This window comes from Legionella quinlivanii, from assembly GCF_003265995.1.
Lineage (GTDB): Bacteria > Pseudomonadota > Gammaproteobacteria > Legionellales > Legionellaceae > Legionella_C > Legionella_C quinlivanii_A.
Genome location: NZ_MVJN01000002.1, coordinates 145,471 through 161,762, shown reverse-complemented (window position 1 = coordinate 161,762; position 16,292 = coordinate 145,471). Strand labels below are relative to the sequence as shown.

Here is a 16,292-nt window from a genome sequence, read left to right as displayed (position 1 = left end):
AGGTAAGAGGCAGCGTATGGCCACCTCTTAGTCGTTATACAAATTAACAACGTCTGACGCATTTAATAACTTGCCCATTCCACTGATTAATTAAACAAGTCTGCCGGCAATGCCCATATGGCCGCCATCCTGACCAATAATTTCGATAATAGTGTTTAGGATAATAGGTTCGGTTATAATAACGGGGGCCATAGTAGATGTAGCCAGGGCCATAATAATTTCCGGGGTATCGATACCAGTGTCCTCCATAATAGTAAGCGAGTTGTTGTCCTGCCAGAGAAGTTTGTGGCTTATTGGGAGTTGTTTGGGCTTGTACAGATTGAATTGATCCAAAAGTCATTAATAAAACTAACAGTGCAGGCAGCATTTTCCTTATCCTTGCAATATAATGATTCATTTTTCACTCCCTAAATCACATGGTGCCATTGAAATTATAGCCCCGTTGGTAATTTCTTGCCTGATGTATTCAGCTAAACACTAGATCGAGCTTTATATGAAAATTTTTGACGCGATAGAGAAAAATGAATTCCTGGAAAACTATTGGCAAAAAAAACCATTCATTTTTCGTCAGGCCTTTGGCCAATTTGACAGTCCTCTAAGCGGGGACGAGTTAGCCGGACTAGCGATGGAGGAGGGGATTGAAAGCCGTCTGGTCTGGCAGACACCAGGGAAGACACCGAACTGGCATTTAAAAAGTGGACCATTTTCCGCTGGTGAGTTTAAAAAACTGCCGGCTTCTCATTGGACCTTATTGGTCCAGGCCGTCGATCGATTTGTTCCAGAGGTCACAAAATTATTGGACGCATTTAATTTTTTACCCCAATGGCGGGTCGATGATGTCATGATTAGTTATGCGACAGAGCATGGCGGGGTGGGTCCGCATTATGATAATTATGATGTGTTTCTGCTTCAGGCCAAGGGGCGCAGACGATGGCTGTTAACGACTCAAAACTGTCAACCCGATAATTATCTGCCCAACCTTGAACTGCGTATAATGAGCCAGTTTGAAGTGGAAGAGGAATATATTCTGGAAGAGGGAGATATGCTATATCTTCCGCCACATGTCGCTCATAATGGTATATCGCTTTCAGAAGAATGTATGACCTATTCATTTGGCTATCGAAGTTATCCGGCGAGAGAGTTATGGGATAGTTTCAGTCAACATTGCTGGGATGCTCCGATTTTTTCGCAATTATATAAAGATCCCATCTGGTCAACATTGAAAAACAGCGCTGAAATCCCACAGCAAGCTGTAGATCAAGCCAGAAATCTGCTAAAGAAACTGATTGATGACAATGAAGCTTTCAACTCCTGGTTTGGTGAGTTTGTTACGGGCCTGGATGAGCAGGCAGAGGCTTTTTTGCCCTGTGAAAAGCAAAAGAAAAAAGCGAAACTGTCCAATTATTTAAAAAAATCAGGAGAGCTGGCTCGAAATCCCTTCAGCCGCTTTGCTTATTACGAAAACCCTGATCTTGAATTATTTATTAATGGCGAGCGCTGGAATATTCAGGATGTTTCAGCAGAGTTGGTTAAACTGATTGCCAGCCAGCGGATTATTTCTACTAGTCAATTATCAGATTATTCCGGGAATAGCCTGGATATCTCTTTTCTAAATAGTCTATGGGATATGGGTTTACTGGAGCCGGTTTAAAGGCACAGGTTTTGCATCTTGAGGATTACTGGCTTGTTTTATCAAGGATATCCATGAACATTAAGTCCATTGTTGCGGCTATGTTTCTATTGTTCAGCTCTAATCTTTTAGCTGCCGGGAAAGAAATTGCAATAACGATTGATGACTTGCCTTTCGTAGGCTCCGCTAATAATGATCCAAAGAAATTGCAGCGGGAGCATGATCGGTTTATGGCCATTTTACAGGCCCTGGTTGATCATAAGGTGCCGGCAACCGGTTTTATTATTGCCGGTAGTATTGAAAAGGGTCAATGGGAACTTCTGGAGGAGTTTCGTAATCAGGGATTTCAATTAGGAAATCACACTTACTCCCATCGAAGCCTGAACAGTGTGACACCTGAAAAATACATTGAAGATGTTAATAAGGCAGATGAGATTCTGTCACGGATTATGACCAGCCCTAAGTATTTTCGATACCCTTATCTTGCCGAAAGCAAGGGAGAAAAACGGGAAAAGGTGTATCAATTTCTGGCCGAGAAGAACTATACCATTGCTCCGGTGACTATCGACAGCAAGGATTTCATATTTAATAATCAGCTTTTCGCAATCCCCTATCGTCTGCGCCCGCAAAGTTTGCCTGCGCTGAAAAAAAGATATTTGAATTACATCTGGGGGCAGACTCTGAAAGCGGAAGCACGCTCTAATAAGCTTCACCCGGGAACCAGCAAGCAAATATTACTTATCCATGCCAACCTGATTAATAGCCATTTTTTAGGAGATATTATTGATATGTATCAGAAAAACGGCTATCGAATTGTGAGTCTCAACGAAATTATTAATCAGGAAAATATGCCCGTTGCAGGGGAGGTGAGTGGGGTAGTGAGGAGTTTGTTCAAGCAGTAATGATTTATGACTGTTATTTTATTCCAGCGCTACTTAGCTTAAATGTATATTAAACTGTCTTCCCCGCGAAGGCGGGGATCCATCTCTGAGCGAGCTATAATGCCAATTGAGGAATAGATTCCCGCCTTCGCGGGAATGACCAAATTCCCTAACTTAATGGCAGTGATGGTTGATTTTAACCCCGAGATCAATCAAATTGCTTTGGCAATTTCCCCGCAGCCTGTCGAGGTAAAAATAACCAATAATGCCCCGGGTTTTTCATTAGGCCCGCGGTGTAAGTTGCTTCCTCTCCCTCTCCCCAGAATACATCACCACGCACCTGGCCGCGAATGGCACCGCCTGTATCCTGAGCAATCATAAGACGCTGGAATGATTGCGGTGTTGAATCATTGGGAGTGGGACGTGATGTATCTAGCCACAGCGGAGTTCCCAGAGGGATCCATTTCCGATCGACAGCAAGAGAGTAACCTGGCGTGAGTTGCACTCCCTGGGCACCCATAGCGGCGCTGTCCTTCAGCTTCTTGAAAAAAACAAAGGATTTATTTTGATTGGTAATCGCTAGTATTTCATCTGGATGAGATTCCAAATAAGCACGAATGCTTTGCATCGAAGCATTTTCCTTAGTCAGAACTCCTTTTTCTATCAACACACGGCCCACCGGGGTGTAAGAGGCGCCGTTCTCTCCTGCATATCCCAGAAAGACAGTTTCGCCGTTTGGCAGTTTGACTATTCCAGAACCTTGAATTTCCAGGTAGAGGCGATCAATATGGCTATCCACCCAGAGCAACACTGGCGCGTTCTCTTTCAGTACACCCTCATTAATTTCCTTACGTACATGAAAAGGGAGAAGTTTGCCCTTCACTACACGGCCAACGAGTCGACGATTAATTCCGTTATAACCAAAGTCGGCCGGATTAACTGTCACAATATTGTCAGGAAGCCCATAGATAGGCACATTAAACTCATCTGTTTTAGCCAGGCTGCCGTGCAACAAGGGTAAATAATAACCGGTAAATAGCCCTTCAACGGATTTTTCCTGATAAAATTCATAGGGCTTAAACCATTTTTTGAAAAATGATCGCGCTTGTTTTTCTGAAATTCCGGATTTATTCGCTGCTGCTTTACAGGCTGGCAGCCAATCCTTGACTTTCAATGGAATTTGACTGCTCCCGGCATCAGCAAGCGGATCCTGTTTCAAAAAAGTTTTGCAGGATTTCTGAAAAGCTATGAATGATTTTTTTATTTTTGTTTCTTTCCAGCCTGGCAACTGGCTAAAAAGAGCAGGTTTAAGCTGAAGTGGGGGGGGTAATGGAAGAACGGGTTCAGTCTGAGTCACTGTTGGCGGTATAATTTGAGGTTCAGGATCTTTCGACCAGAACTTGAAAATCAGGATTGCTGATAAACAGACGCACAACAAAATAAGAGAATAAATTAGTCTTTTCATGCTTTGAGCAAACAATATTCTAACTGGAATTAATTTCAGCAATCTATCATTATTCGTTCAAAAATGCTACTAAAAACCCTCAAAAGTTTGGTATGATTATTAAAATATTTAAATTATTCATATGCTTGCTGAAGCTACCCGCAAATTTTTATTTTGCTGACAAGATAATGAAAGAAAGCTCGCCAATCCCGACTGGGCTATTTTTTCCCCTAATTGATACATGGTATAGCATTCAAACTTATCCTTAATGGAAGCCACATGCCGCTCAACCGTTTTTCGAGAAACGCCCTTGATTTCCGCAATTAACTCAGCTGATTTACCTAAACGAATCCATTGTAATAATTCCCGCTCTTTGGATGTCAGCAAATAATGATTACTATTGGTCCACTCAAAGCTGTTTTGCGCTACTTGCTCAAGCTCCATTGTTCTAAGATCGGCTTTTATATTGACAACTTTTTTCCCCATAGAAGCATGATCGATATCAATGTTAACAGGCAATTGATAGACTGAAGTTAATTCCGGAATCATTTGCAGACAATCTTTGAAGTAAGCAATAAAGGCATGCAATGAATCCATTTTTTCGAGATAAATCTGATTAATGCCCGTTTGACTAAGAGATGCGCTGAAATGATAGCAGTGGGTCATCTGTGGATCATGTGAGGTTATTGTCAATGTGTGGCTTTGATCAAATAATGCCGCCATTTGATAGAGTGATTGGGTGTGACTGTCTTTTTCAAGATAATCCCAGAAAGAGTATTCAAATAGATTTTTTTCTTTAGCATGATGGTAGTGGACATCATTCTGAGCATGATTTAATCGCAGATATTCTGATGCATATTCTGGTTTGGAGCCCAGACAAAATGCTTCCCCCTGCGCATTGACGGCGGTATAACCAAAAAAATTGACACCCAATTGTTCAAGAGGATTACAAATATCTCGAAGAATATTATGATGAGCAAGGCTAGGATTTTGTAAGATATGATCAATATTCATTTGTACTCCTTTATGATGGGAGAATAATAACATACAAAATGTATAAAATAAATACAATATAAGTAGAAATTAATCTTATTTGTCTCCTTCTGTCCGTTTTTCGACATTCCTATGTGCAAAATTTAGTCATATCATTGTGTCATAAATGAGCAACAGGAGAATTTAATGAAATCCAAGCATGAGAACAAAGCGTTCTTTGAGAAGAACTCATGGCCTAACAAAAGAGGCCTGGAAAAAATCCGTAAACTTCATGCGTATAACACAGAAACAACCTTAAAAAACACGCCCAACTTATTAGATATCGTTAACAATATTAAGGATGATGATATCGTAATGGATATGGGAATGGGTAACGGACAATTTTTAATTGATTTACGAATTGAACTCAATAAGGTAAAGAAAAGAGCAGAACTAATTGGTGTTACTGCTTCTGAGAAAGAAGTCCGGCATCACACTTGTGAATTGGCTAAAATTAAGATTGCTAAAATGAAGCTGCCCTGCGATTCAGCAAGATTCCAATTATTGCAGGACACGCCGCAATTGGAAGCAGTAAAGCGTCCGGAAGATGATCGCGCTCGGGAATACTTGCAAGCGCTCGAAGGGGAGGTAGGATTTATTTTTGATACTTATGGTCCGGGTACTTACAGCTACAATGTCTTACACAATCTAATTTATGCCGCGATACTTTTAAAGCCGAGCGGAAAGTACTCAGCTATCTCGTCAACAGGAGGAGATAATGAGGCCGACTTGTCTGTGTTGGGTGATACTAATTGCCGCGAGAAGATTCAGAAATTTTTTGAAGAAAAACTGGGAATCAGCATTACTTTTGAAAAAACTGCGATTGTTTCTGAGGTAAATCCTGGAGCTATCAATAGTGACTGGTTGATAAAGTTTGAGAAAGCTGCTGAGCCATTAAAGGCTTTGACTGCGATGGATTACAATGTTTTATGCAGGGCTGCTGATGAGATGATCGGACTTCCCTGGAAAAAACAGAAAAGCTGGTTTAAATACCGTGAGTTTGAGATCAATATGCGTGATTATGCACCTTTGAAAAGTAAGGAACCTGAAGCGGCGAGCGCGCTTGTGATGAAATAGCAGGTTGGGCTTTGAAGCCCAACCAAAAAACTAGGGTACATTCCTTTGTTTTTCACCAGTATATAATTGCCGTGGTCTGCCAATACGTGATTTGCTGGCCACCATTTCCATCCAGTGAGACATCCAGCCAACTGTTCTGGCCAGTGCAAAGATTACCGTATACATGTTGGTTGGAATACCTATTGCACTCAAAGTGATCCCTGAGTAAAAATCAACATTGGGATAAAGTTTTTTCTCAATGAAATAATCATCTTCCAGCGCAATACGCTCAAGTTCCATAGCGAGTTTAAATATTGGCAAGTCATGAGCGCCAACGGCATTCAGCACATCATAACAGGTTTTTCTCATTACTTTAGCGCGCGGATCATAACTCTTGTAAACCCGATGACCAAAGCCCATCAGACGGAATGGATCGTCCTTATCCTTAGCGCGTTTGATAAAATGATTAATGTTTTTTACGTCGCCAATTTCTTTCAGCATGTTCAGACAGGCTTCATTGGCTCCGCCATGAGCAGGCCCCCATAGGGCACCGATTCCGGCAGAGATACAGGCAAAGGGATTGGCTCCGGTTGAGCCGGCCAGACGCACTGTAGAAGTTGATGCGTTTTGTTCATGGTCTGCGTGCAGAATAAAGATTTTATCCATCGCGTCAACAATAACCGGATCAGGCGTTGTATCTTCTGATGGCACGCCAAACATCATGTGCAGAAAGTTTTCTGCATAGGACATTTTATTCTGGGGATACATGTAGGGCTGACCCACAGAATATTTATAGCTCATTGCTGCCAGCGTAGGCATTTTGGCTATAAGCCGTATAGCAGAGATATAGCGATCATGCTGATTATTAAGATCCATTGAATCATGATAAAAAGCAGAAAGGGCACCTACAATACCGACCATAATCGCCATAGGATGCGCGTCACGACGAAATCCATTCAGGAAATTATACATTTGCTGATGGACCATTGTGTGGTTATTAACCAGGCTGACAAAGCTGGTTTTTTCATTCGGATTAGGCAGCTCGCCGTTCATTAACAAATAGCAGACATCAAGAAAATCTTTCTTTTCAGCCAGTTGCTCAATGGGATAGCCGCGATATAACAGGATGCCCTGATCGCCATCGATGTAAGTAATCTTGGATTCACAGGACGCTGTAGAGACAAAACCGGGATCGTAAGTGAAATATCCTGCTTCACCTAATTTATTGATATCAATAACATCATTGCCAATGGTAGGCGTTAATATCGGTAATTCAATAGGCTCCAGGCCGTCAATACTAAGTTGTGCGGTTTTGTCGGTCATCGTGTCTCCTCATAAACAGTTGACAGCCAGCGCTGCGTTAAGCGCTGAACTATATAAAAATGCCAGGGTTGAGTCAATTTATCATTTAGGCATGTGTTATGATTTAGTATGAAGCAGTTTGATTATTATTCACAGCGTTTTAGCCAAAATTTAATTGTCTCCTGATAATACAAGCATAATCCAAAAACAGTCTCGGAGGCGAACTTTGCGAGCAAAGGCATTTTTATTCAATTGAAAGGCTGCTTGTGGTATAATTCGTGGTTTATTTTGAGTGATGCAGAAGGACGCCAGTTAGCTATGATCAATTCAGCAAAAGAAATCATCCCGGTCAATATTGAAGACGAGCTCAAACAGTCTTATCTCGACTACGCTATGAGTGTTATCGTCGGCCGCGCGTTGCCGGATGTTCGCGATGGCTTAAAACCGGTTCATCGCCGAGTCCTGTTTGCTATGAGCGAGTTAGGGAATGATTGGAACAAGCCCTATAAAAAATCAGCTCGTGTGGTCGGTGACGTAATCGGTAAATACCATCCACATGGTGATACTGCGGTGTATGACACGATTGTTCGTATGGCACAGCCTTTTTCAATGCGTTATATGCTGATTGATGGTCAGGGGAACTTTGGATCAGTCGATGGGGATATGGCCGCCGCCATGCGGTACACGGAAGTGCGTATGTCAAAGGTCGCGCATGCCTTATTGGCGGATTTGGAAAAAGAAACAGTTGATTTCAGTCCAAACTATGATGAGACAGAGTTCGCTCCCGTCGTTTTACCTTCGCGCATTCCCAATCTGCTAATCAACGGCTCATCAGGGATCGCAGTAGGTATGGCGACCAATATCCCGCCACATAATTTAACCGAGGTTGTCAACGCCTGTATTGCACTGGTAGAGGAGCCTGATTTAACGCTTGAAGATATCATGGGATACGTTCCAGGTCCTGATTTCCCGACTGCGGCTATTATCAATGGTAAAGCGGGCATTCTGGAGGCATACCGTACAGGTCGGGGGCGAATCTCTATTCGAGCAAGAACTGAAATTGAAACCGACAGTCATTCCGGACGCCAGGCCATTATCATTAATGAACTTCCTTATCAGGTAAACAAGGCTCGTCTGGTTGAGAAAATCGCTGAATTGGTCCGGGATAAAAAGATTGAGGGCATTTCCGGACTGAGGGACGAATCGGACAAGCAGGGTATGCGCGTTGTGATCGAGCTAAAGCGCGGTGAGGTGGCTGAGGTCGTTTTAAACAATCTCTATGCCCATACTCAAATGCAAAATGTGTTTGGTATCAACATGGTTGCCCTGGTTGATGGTCAACCGCGAACACTGAATTTAAAACAAATTCTTGAATACTTTATCAAACATCGCCGCGAAGTCGTTACCCGCCGTACCATTTACGAACTGAAAAAAGCACGAAACCGAGCTCACTTATTAGAAGGACTGGGGATTGCCTTAGCCAATATTGACGAAATGATTGAGTTAATCAAAAAGTCTCCCACTCCACAGGATGCGAAGGAAGCCCTACTGGCCAGAGAGTGGCAGCCAGGCTTAGTCAAAGCCATGCTTGAAAATGCCGGCAGCGATGCTTGCCGTCCTGATGACCTCCCATCAGAGTATGGCCTTGGAAGTAATGGATATAAATTGTCTCCAGCACAGGCGCAGGCAATTCTTGAATTAAGATTGCATCGGTTGACTGCGCTGGAGCAGGAAAAAATCATTAATGAGTTTGAAGATTTACTCAAACAGATTAAAGATTTAATGGATATTCTTGCCTCACCCGAGCGATTGATGCAGGTGATTAAAGATGAATTAATTGAAATTAAATCACAGTTTGGCGATGAGCGCCGCACAGAAATCACGGCATCACAGGAAGATCTGACTATTGAAGACCTGATCACTGAAGAAGATGTTGTTGTAACTTTATCCCATCAGGGCTATGTCAAATACCAGCCTATTTCATCCTATCAGGCCCAAAGAAGAGGTGGAAAAGGCAAGTCTGCAACGAATGTTAAAGACGAAGATTTTATAGAACGTCTTGTGATTGCCAGTACTCATGACACGCTTCTTTGTTTTTCAAATCATGGCAAATTGTATTGGCTTAAAGCCTATCAACTGCCTTTGGCCAGCCGAATTTCTCGAGGCAAGCCCATTGTGAATATTTTACCTCTGGCAGAAGATGAAGCCATTAATGCCATGTTGCCGGTGAGAGAGTTCAACGAAGGATATTTTGTGTTTATGGCCACCCGTTTTGGAACCGTCAAAAAGGTTTCTCTGGAAGCCTTCAGCCGTCCACGAGCCAATGGGATTATTGCGGTTGATCTGGATGAAAATGATCGCCTGGTCGGTGTGGATATTACTGACGGCAGTAAAGACATTATGCTCTTTACAGATGCGGGCAAGGTGATTCGATTTGATGAGAAATTAATCCGGCCAATGGGGCGCACCGCGCGTGGTGTGCGGGGAATTCGATTAGGTGAAGATCAATCGGTTATTTCTCTGGTTGTCGCCAAACCAGAAGGCACCATCCTGACCGCTACTGAAAATGGCTATGGCAAGCGAACCGATGTTGAAGAATACCGTGTGTCCGGTCGCGGCGGTCAAGGAGTTATTTCTATTCAGGTCAATGAACGAAATGGTAAAGTGGTAAGAGCGCTGCAGGTCAGTGAAGGAGACGAGGCGATGCTCATCACCGATAAAGGAACGCTGGTCCGCTTCAGAGTGGATGAGTTATCCATTATTGGAAGAAACACCCAGGGAGTACGTCTGATTAATGTCAGCTCCGGCGAACACGTGGTAGGGATGCAGCGCATTGAGGATCTGGGTGAGGCTGATAGCGATTCAGAAGATTTTGAAATGGATGATGATTCCGATGAGTAGAGGATACAATTTTGGGGCGGGACCTGCGATGCTGCCCGATGCAATCCTGTCAGAGGTTCAGGCTGAGTTATTAGACTGGAACAATACCGGGATGTCGGTGATGGAAATAGGCCATCGCACTAAAGAATTTACTCAGATAATGGAAGAATCAGAATCGCTTCTACGAGAGCTGCTGGTTATTCCCAGTGACTATCATGTGCTCTTCATCAGTGGAGCGGCGCGTAGCCAATTTGGTATGATTCCCTTAAATTTTTTGTCGGAAAATCAAAAGGCAGGCTATTTTCAAACAGGGATCTGGTCAGAAATGGCTTATGAAGAAGCTTGCCGCTTAAGCAAGGCCTATAGCGTATGTTCTGCTGATAAAAACTATAGCCGGATACCAGAACGCTCCACCTGGGAGATTTTGCCGGATACTCGTTTTTTGTATTATACCCCTAATGAAACAGTCAATGGACTTCGATTTCCTCAACCGCCTGTTATTAATGATATCCCTTTAATCGCTGACATGACTTCTTGCTTGCTTAGTGAGCCGATAAATATTAATGACTATGCACTGATATTTGCAGGTGCACAGAAAAATATAGCCAATGCCGGTTTGACGCTGGTTATTGTGCGAGACGATTTAATTAAAGAAATAAGCAATGACGCAATTCCGCGAATGCTTGACTATCGAACATACACCACAACTCGCTCAATGTATGCCACTCCGCCCACATTTAACTGCTATCTGGCGCTTAAAATGTTCCAGTGGATTAAAAGCCAGGGAGGAGTTGAGGCTTTGTATCGATTAAATTGTACTAAATCCAGATTGTTGTACGAATTTATTGATTCTTCCGATTTTTATGGCTGTAAGATAAGGAAAGAAGATCGAGCACTGGTTAATGTTTGTTTTAATCTGAAAAAGCCTCAGCTGGAAGATGAATTTCTCGCAAAGGCCCGTGACCAGGGCTTGCTTGCTCTGGCGGGACATCGTACAGTGGGTGGCTTAAGAGCCAGCATGTATAACTCCATGCCGCTCGCTGCAGTGGAGAAGCTGATTGACTTTATGGCAGTATTTGCCAAGGAACATGAAAATGAATGCTAGTTATGATTTTGTAAGTTCACCGGTTAAAACAATTTCCGGCGAAATTTCTGTTCCAGGTGACAAGTCAATTTCTCACCGCGCAATTATTCTTGGTTCAATTGCAAAAGGCACAACCAGTATTCAAAACTTTCTGCAGGGGGAGGACTGCCTGGCTACTTTGCAGGCCTTTCGCAGCATGGGAATCGAAATTGAAGGTCCTTTTAACCAGCAGGTAGTTATTCATGGCAAGGGTAAATTTGGTCTGAACGCTCCCAAGCAGGTTATTGACTGTGGAAATTCAGGAACCAGCATGCGTTTATTAGCAGGTTTGCTGGCTGCCCAGTCATTTAGCAGCATCCTGACAGGGGATGAAAGTTTGCTTCGACGCCCTATGGAGAGAGTAAGCCGCCCTTTAACGCAAATGGGCGCTGATATCAGCACCGAGCATGGAAAACCTCCAATTACAATCAACGGTAAACAGGAGTTAAAGGGAATTCATTATGTGATGCCTGAAGCTAGCGCCCAGGTTAAATCCTGCCTGCTTTTAGCTGGAATGTATGCAAAAGACGAAACAACGGTTACCGAGCCAGGGTTTACCCGGGATCATACAGAGCGCATGCTGACTACATTTTCATATCCCATCCAAAAATGTGGTCACCATATTACAATTAATTCCGAGAGCGAATGTATTGCAACCGATATAATCGTGCCCGGCGACATTTCCTCAGCCGCTTTTTTCATTGTGGCCGCTACCTTAATTCCTGGTTCTGAAGTGCTCATCCGAAATGTAGGCATTAATCCAACGCGTACAGGAATTATTCAGATCCTTAGTCAAATGGGAGCTTCTATTGAGCAAAGCAATAAACGTCTTTTTGGCGAGGAATTAGTGGCTGATTTGTATATCCGCCATGCTCCTCTGGAGGGTATCGATATTCCGGTGGAGTTAGTTCCCTTGGCAATCGATGAATTCCCGGTAATTTTTATTGCTGCTGCCTGTGCTTCTGGCCAAACCCGATTGCACGGAGCAAAAGAGTTACGCAGTAAAGAAAGTGATCGCATTGGAGCGATGGTTGAAGGACTGATCCAACTTGGAGTTACGGCTCAGGCATTCGAAGACGGCGTATTTATAAAGGGTGGTAAACTGCAGGGAGGCGAGATAAAAAGTTATGGGGATCATCGAATAGCGATGGCTTTTGCTATTGCGGGTGCGGCGGCAAAAGAACAGATTGTAATCAAAGATTGCAAGAACGTAGCCACTTCATTCCCTGATTTTGTCAAGACTGCGCAAGCCTTACAGTTAAATATCCAAGAGGTACATAATGACGCGTGAGAAAAAAGCTCCTGTAATAACCATTGATGGACCTAGCGGAACAGGTAAGGGAACCATATGTCATATGGTGGCAAAACATTTGAACTGGCATGTGCTGGATAGTGGGGCAATATATCGAGTTCTGGCTTACGCAGTTCGATTACGAGGTATTCCATTTTCAGACGCGGCCGCGATTGTCAGTTTAGCCAATCAGCTGAACGTCAAATTTGAAATGGATGCTGAAGAGCAGCAAGTCATTCTCGATGGAGTGAATGTTTACGATAATATTCGCAGCGAGCAATGCGGGCAAGATGCTTCGGTTATTGCTGCAGTGCCGGAAATACGCGCAGCATTGCTTGAACGGCAGCGTGCATTTGCCACGATCCCTGGTCTGGTAACCGATGGTCGTGATATGGGAACAGTAGTCTTTCCAGAGGCTATACTTAAAATATTTCTTTTTGCTTCAGCAGAGGAAAGAGCAAAGCGGCGCTACAATCAGTTGAAAGATGGTGGAATTGATGTTAGCCTCGCGCAGGTGATCGATGAGTTGGCTCAGCGTGATGATCGTGATGCAAAACGAGTTCATGCACCACTAAAACCGGCATCGGATGCGATTTTAGTCGACACCACTGGATTAACGATTGTACAAGTCTTTAATAATGTTTTAAAATTGATAAATAGGCATTCGTTCTTCCGCTAGATTGGGTCATTATTTCAACAACCTGATCGAATAAGAAGGGATTATTTGCATATTGGCAAAAAGCTGCTTATGCTTAGTCCAGTGTTTGTAAGATAGTTACAAACAGTTTGTATGGGGGGAAGGGTAATTCGGAATTACACTTTCATTTTTTTACTAAAGAGTTTATTAACATGTCTGAAAGTTTCAAAGAATTATTTGAACAAAGTATCGCTGGTGCGCAATTTTACCCTGGCGCAATTATCACTGCAAAAGTTATCGGTATCGACGACGATTTTGTCACATTAAATGCTGGCTTAAAATCCGAAGGTATTGTCGCTGTTGAAGAGTTCCACGATAAAAATGGTCAATTGGAAATTAACATCGGTGATACGGTCGAAGTAGCTCTTGATTCAGTGGAAGACGGCTATGGCGAAACTCTGTTATCAAGAGAAAAGGCCAAACGTCAGGAAGCCTGGCGCAAGCTGTCGAAATGTCACGAAAACAATGAAACCGTTACTGGTTTAATTTCGGGCAAAGTCAAGGGTGGTTTCACAGTTGAGATTGGTACAATCCGCGCATTTTTACCAGGATCTTTGGTAGATGTCAGACCTGTTCGCGATCCTTCTTACCTGGAAGGCAAAGAATTAGAATTTAAAGTGATTAAAATGGACCTGAAGCGCAATAATATTGTCGTTTCACGTCGCGCTGTTGTAGAAGAAGAAAGCAGCGCTGATCGTCAGGCCTTGCTTGAGTCACTGCATGATGGTCAAATTCTTAACGGTATCGTTAAAAACCTTACTGACTACGGTGCATTCATTGATCTCGGCGGTATTGATGGTCTTCTGCATATCACTGATATCTCCTGGAAGCGAGTTAAGCACCCAGCCGAATTACTGACTGTAGGTCAGGATGTCAAAGTTAAAGTATTAAGCTTTGACAGCGAACGTAATCGCGTATCTTTAGGTATGAAGCAGTTAGGTAATGATCCTTGGGTTGACCTGGTTGATCGCTATCCTGTCGGTAAAAAACTGCAAGGTAAAGTCACCAACATTACCGATTACGGTTGTTTCGTTGAAATCGAAGAGGGCGTTGAAGGTCTGGTTCACATGTCTGAAATGGATTGGACTAACAAAAACGTTCACCCAAGCAAAGTCGTTTCAATGGGCGATTTAGTTGACGTGATGGTACTTGAGATCGACGAAGAAAGACGTCGTATTTCTCTGGGTATGAAACAATGTGTCGGCAATCCCTGGCACCAGTTCTCCCAAAGCCATAGCAAAGGTCAGAAAGTCAGCGGAAAAATCCGTTCTATTACTGACTTCGGAATCTTCATTGGTCTGGATGGCGATATTGATGGATTGGTTCACCTGTCTGACATTTCCTGGACTATTCCTGGTGAAGAAGCTGTCAAGCAATTCAAGAAAGGACAAGAGCTGGAAGCAGTTATTTTAGCCATTGACGCAGAAAGAGAGCGTATTTCTCTGGGCCTGAAACAACTTGAAAGTGATAACTTCTCAAGCTTTGTTGATGAGTTTACCAAAGGAAGCGTTGTCAAAGGTCGTGTTACTGCCGTTGACGCTAAAAATGTGACTGTTGAATTGGCTCCAGAAATCTATGGTACTATTCGCGCGAATGAGTTATCTGAAGATCGTGTAGATGATGCCAGCCATTTCTGCAAGGAAGGCGATGAAATCGAAGCGAAAATTATCAATGTTGATAAGAAAAATCGCAGCATTGCCCTTTCTGTTAAAGCCAAAGATGCTCAGGAACAAGCTGAAGCCATCAAGAAATACTCCAGAAGTGGAGAAGTTGCTTCGACAACTCTTGGTGATCTGCTTAAAGAAAAAATGGCAACCAAAGATTAATTCTTTGTGCCAGTAAAAAAGCGTAGTTTAACTACGCTTTTTTTTTATTTATACAATTCTTAATCAGGTTTTGATATGTTCCATGCCAAGACTTGATTGTCCTCCTGCGAGGGATGATAATACTTCGTAAATTTATGCATTGTTTGCATAGGAAGGTAAATAAAAATGCGTTTACTTATGTTTTTTGTTTATTTAATTCTTATAATTGTAGGTGTGACATTTGCAGCTCTAAACGCGAGTTCCGTGCCGATCAATTTATACGTAAAGACCTTTAGCATGCCAATAGCCGTGTTAATGGCAATAATGCTAGCTTTGGGGCTTGTCATTGGTTTTTTCCTTGCACTAGGCAAGTATTGGCGCCTGAAAGTTGAATTTTCAAAAATGCGCAATCAACTCAGGCTCACTGAAAAGGAAATCAAAAACCTGCGAGATATCCCTCTAAAAGATCAACACTAGAGTCTGCTAAGTGATGCAAGCGTCCGCAAATTACCATAAGCTAAGCCCTCCAAATCAGAGTAAATCAGGTCTTGTGGAGGGCAATCATATGGATATAGCGATGGGGCTATTTGGGAGCTGGTGCTGTTTTTTCTGAAGTGGATTCAGCTGTATTCGTTTGTTTTACAACGGGTCTATCGATCTTCCAAAAAGCGAACAGCATACACCGCTCCAATTTACTTCGAGGAGATTTGCCAGACTCCTTTAGTTCTTTAATACTCTCATATGAAATTTGTTTCTCATTAAGGTCCGCTTTGAATTGCTCGAGTTGATTACGGTCGTTGGCATTTGCTCTTTCTGGAAGTTTTAGCCAAAATCGCGTCACAAAGTCAGGTGCTGGAATCGTATCGTTACCTCTGGTTATAGTGACCTCACTCCCGGTAACGCCAATTATAACGGAATTATCATCTGAAGATCGCGGAGCCTCATTCGTACTCAAGTTTGTCTCAGCCTCATTTAACATTCGACGAATAGCATCAAAGTTTGAAGTACTGCTTCGACGAGAACGGTGTTTCTTAATTTGCTTAATTATTGTCATTTAAACCTCTAAATTCTGACATCCACGCGAAAGGCGGGAATCTATTCCTCAGTCCGCATTGTGGCTAGCTCAGAGATGGATCCCCGCCTATCGCGGG

General features: G+C 42.9%; 14 protein-coding genes. 9 read left to right on the top strand and 5 right to left on the bottom strand.

Annotated features, from left to right (window positions below; genetic code table 11):
* Positions 1–43 precede the first annotated feature (43 nt).
* Positions 44–397 carry a hypothetical protein gene (locus B1207_RS15845; RefSeq protein ID WP_146740002.1) on the bottom strand — a complete coding sequence of 118 codons (354 nt, stop codon included), beginning with the start codon at positions 395–397 and terminating at the stop codon, positions 44–46.
* Positions 398–493: 96 nt separating this feature from the next.
* Here B1207_RS15845 and B1207_RS02735 point away from each other — a divergent pair, with 96 nt between their 5' ends.
* Together B1207_RS02735 and B1207_RS02730 are read left to right on the top strand one after the other, a co-directional pair.
* On the top strand, positions 494–1,651 hold the full coding sequence (locus B1207_RS02735) for a JmjC domain-containing protein (RefSeq protein WP_112218469.1): 1,158 nt from the start codon (positions 494–496) through the stop codon (positions 1,649–1,651).
* 53 nt (positions 1,652–1,704) lie between these two features.
* Positions 1,705–2,532, top strand: a complete 828-nt coding sequence (locus B1207_RS02730; RefSeq protein WP_112218662.1) for a polysaccharide deacetylase family protein — start codon at positions 1,705–1,707, stop codon at positions 2,530–2,532.
* 187 nt (positions 2,533–2,719) lie between these two features.
* Here B1207_RS02730 and mltA read toward each other — a convergent pair whose 3' ends face one another.
* Both mltA and B1207_RS02720 read right to left on the bottom strand, forming a co-directional pair.
* Positions 2,720–3,976: a murein transglycosylase A gene (mltA, locus tag B1207_RS02725; protein ID WP_112218661.1), complete on the bottom strand. Its 1,257-nt coding sequence runs from the start codon at positions 3,974–3,976 to the stop codon at positions 2,720–2,722.
* 117 nt (positions 3,977–4,093) lie between these two features.
* Entirely contained in the window at positions 4,094–4,969 is an 876-nt protein-coding gene (locus B1207_RS02720; RefSeq protein ID WP_172458086.1) for a helix-turn-helix transcriptional regulator, read from the bottom strand.
* Positions 4,970–5,134: 165 nt separating this feature from the next.
* On the opposite strand from B1207_RS02720, the gene B1207_RS02715 reads away from it, so the two are divergent.
* Complete coding sequence (locus tag B1207_RS02715) at positions 5,135–6,064, top strand: hypothetical protein (protein WP_112218467.1); 930 nt, start codon at positions 5,135–5,137, stop codon at positions 6,062–6,064.
* Between the two features lie 30 nt (positions 6,065–6,094).
* Here B1207_RS02715 and gltA read toward each other — a convergent pair whose 3' ends face one another.
* A complete protein-coding gene (gltA, locus tag B1207_RS02710) occupies positions 6,095–7,366 on the bottom strand; it encodes a citrate synthase (protein WP_112218466.1) in 1,272 nt (423 codons plus the stop codon).
* A gap of 297 nt (positions 7,367–7,663) precedes the next feature.
* Here gltA and gyrA point away from each other — a divergent pair, with 297 nt between their 5' ends.
* The 6 genes from gyrA to B1207_RS02680 all read left to right on the top strand — a co-directional run bounded on the left by gyrA (position 7,664) and on the right by B1207_RS02680 (position 15,618).
* Positions 7,664–10,246, top strand: a complete 2,583-nt coding sequence (gene gyrA / locus B1207_RS02705; RefSeq protein ID WP_112218465.1) for a DNA gyrase subunit A — start codon at positions 7,664–7,666, stop codon at positions 10,244–10,246.
* Complete coding sequence (gene serC, locus B1207_RS02700; protein ID WP_112218464.1) at positions 10,239–11,330, top strand: 3-phosphoserine/phosphohydroxythreonine transaminase; 1,092 nt, start codon at positions 10,239–10,241, stop codon at positions 11,328–11,330. The genes gyrA and serC overlap by 8 nt, the downstream gene beginning before the upstream one ends.
* A complete protein-coding gene (gene aroA / locus B1207_RS02695) occupies positions 11,320–12,639 on the top strand; it encodes a 3-phosphoshikimate 1-carboxyvinyltransferase (RefSeq protein WP_437178495.1) in 1,320 nt (439 codons plus the stop codon). The genes serC and aroA overlap by 11 nt, the downstream gene beginning before the upstream one ends.
* On the top strand, positions 12,629–13,318 hold the full coding sequence (gene cmk, locus B1207_RS02690; RefSeq protein ID WP_112218462.1) for a (d)CMP kinase: 690 nt from the start codon (positions 12,629–12,631) through the stop codon (positions 13,316–13,318). The genes aroA and cmk overlap by 11 nt, the downstream gene beginning before the upstream one ends.
* Positions 13,319–13,488: 170 nt before the next feature.
* Positions 13,489–15,162, top strand: coding sequence for a 30S ribosomal protein S1 (gene rpsA, locus B1207_RS02685; protein ID WP_112218461.1), 1,674 nt, complete (start codon positions 13,489–13,491; stop codon positions 15,160–15,162).
* 165 nt (positions 15,163–15,327) lie between these two features.
* Positions 15,328–15,618: a LapA family protein gene (locus B1207_RS02680; protein WP_112218460.1), complete on the top strand. Its 291-nt coding sequence runs from the start codon at positions 15,328–15,330 to the stop codon at positions 15,616–15,618.
* A gap of 106 nt (positions 15,619–15,724) precedes the next feature.
* On the opposite strand, the gene B1207_RS02675 is transcribed toward B1207_RS02680, so the two are convergent.
* Entirely contained in the window at positions 15,725–16,195 is a 471-nt protein-coding gene (locus B1207_RS02675; RefSeq protein ID WP_146740000.1) for a hypothetical protein, read from the bottom strand.
* Between the last annotated feature and the right edge of the window lie 97 nt (positions 16,196–16,292).

Coding starts and splice junctions, on each gene's coding strand:
- B1207_RS02715 (WP_112218467.1), top strand. CDS start 5,135: ATGAAATCCAAGCATGAGAACAAAGCGTTCTTTGAGAAGAACTCATGG.
- serC (WP_112218464.1), top strand. CDS start 10,239: ATGAGTAGAGGATACAATTTTGGGGCGGGACCTGCGATGCTGCCCGAT.
- mltA (WP_112218661.1), bottom strand. CDS start 3,976: ATGAAAAGACTAATTTATTCTCTTATTTTGTTGTGCGTCTGTTTATCA.
- B1207_RS15845 (WP_146740002.1), bottom strand. CDS start 397: ATGAATCATTATATTGCAAGGATAAGGAAAATGCTGCCTGCACTGTTA.
- gyrA (WP_112218465.1), top strand. CDS start 7,664: ATGATCAATTCAGCAAAAGAAATCATCCCGGTCAATATTGAAGACGAG.
- B1207_RS02675 (WP_146740000.1), bottom strand. CDS start 16,195: ATGACAATAATTAAGCAAATTAAGAAACACCGTTCTCGTCGAAGCAGT.
- rpsA (WP_112218461.1), top strand. CDS start 13,489: ATGTCTGAAAGTTTCAAAGAATTATTTGAACAAAGTATCGCTGGTGCG.
- cmk (WP_112218462.1), top strand. CDS start 12,629: ATGACGCGTGAGAAAAAAGCTCCTGTAATAACCATTGATGGACCTAGC.
- B1207_RS02730 (WP_112218662.1), top strand. CDS start 1,705: ATGAACATTAAGTCCATTGTTGCGGCTATGTTTCTATTGTTCAGCTCT.
- B1207_RS02735 (WP_112218469.1), top strand. CDS start 494: ATGAAAATTTTTGACGCGATAGAGAAAAATGAATTCCTGGAAAACTAT.
- B1207_RS02680 (WP_112218460.1), top strand. CDS start 15,328: ATGCGTTTACTTATGTTTTTTGTTTATTTAATTCTTATAATTGTAGGT.
- B1207_RS02720 (WP_172458086.1), bottom strand. CDS start 4,969: ATGAATATTGATCATATCTTACAAAATCCTAGCCTTGCTCATCATAAT.
- aroA (WP_437178495.1), top strand. CDS start 11,320: ATGAATGCTAGTTATGATTTTGTAAGTTCACCGGTTAAAACAATTTCC.
- gltA (WP_112218466.1), bottom strand. CDS start 7,366: ATGACCGACAAAACCGCACAACTTAGTATTGACGGCCTGGAGCCTATT.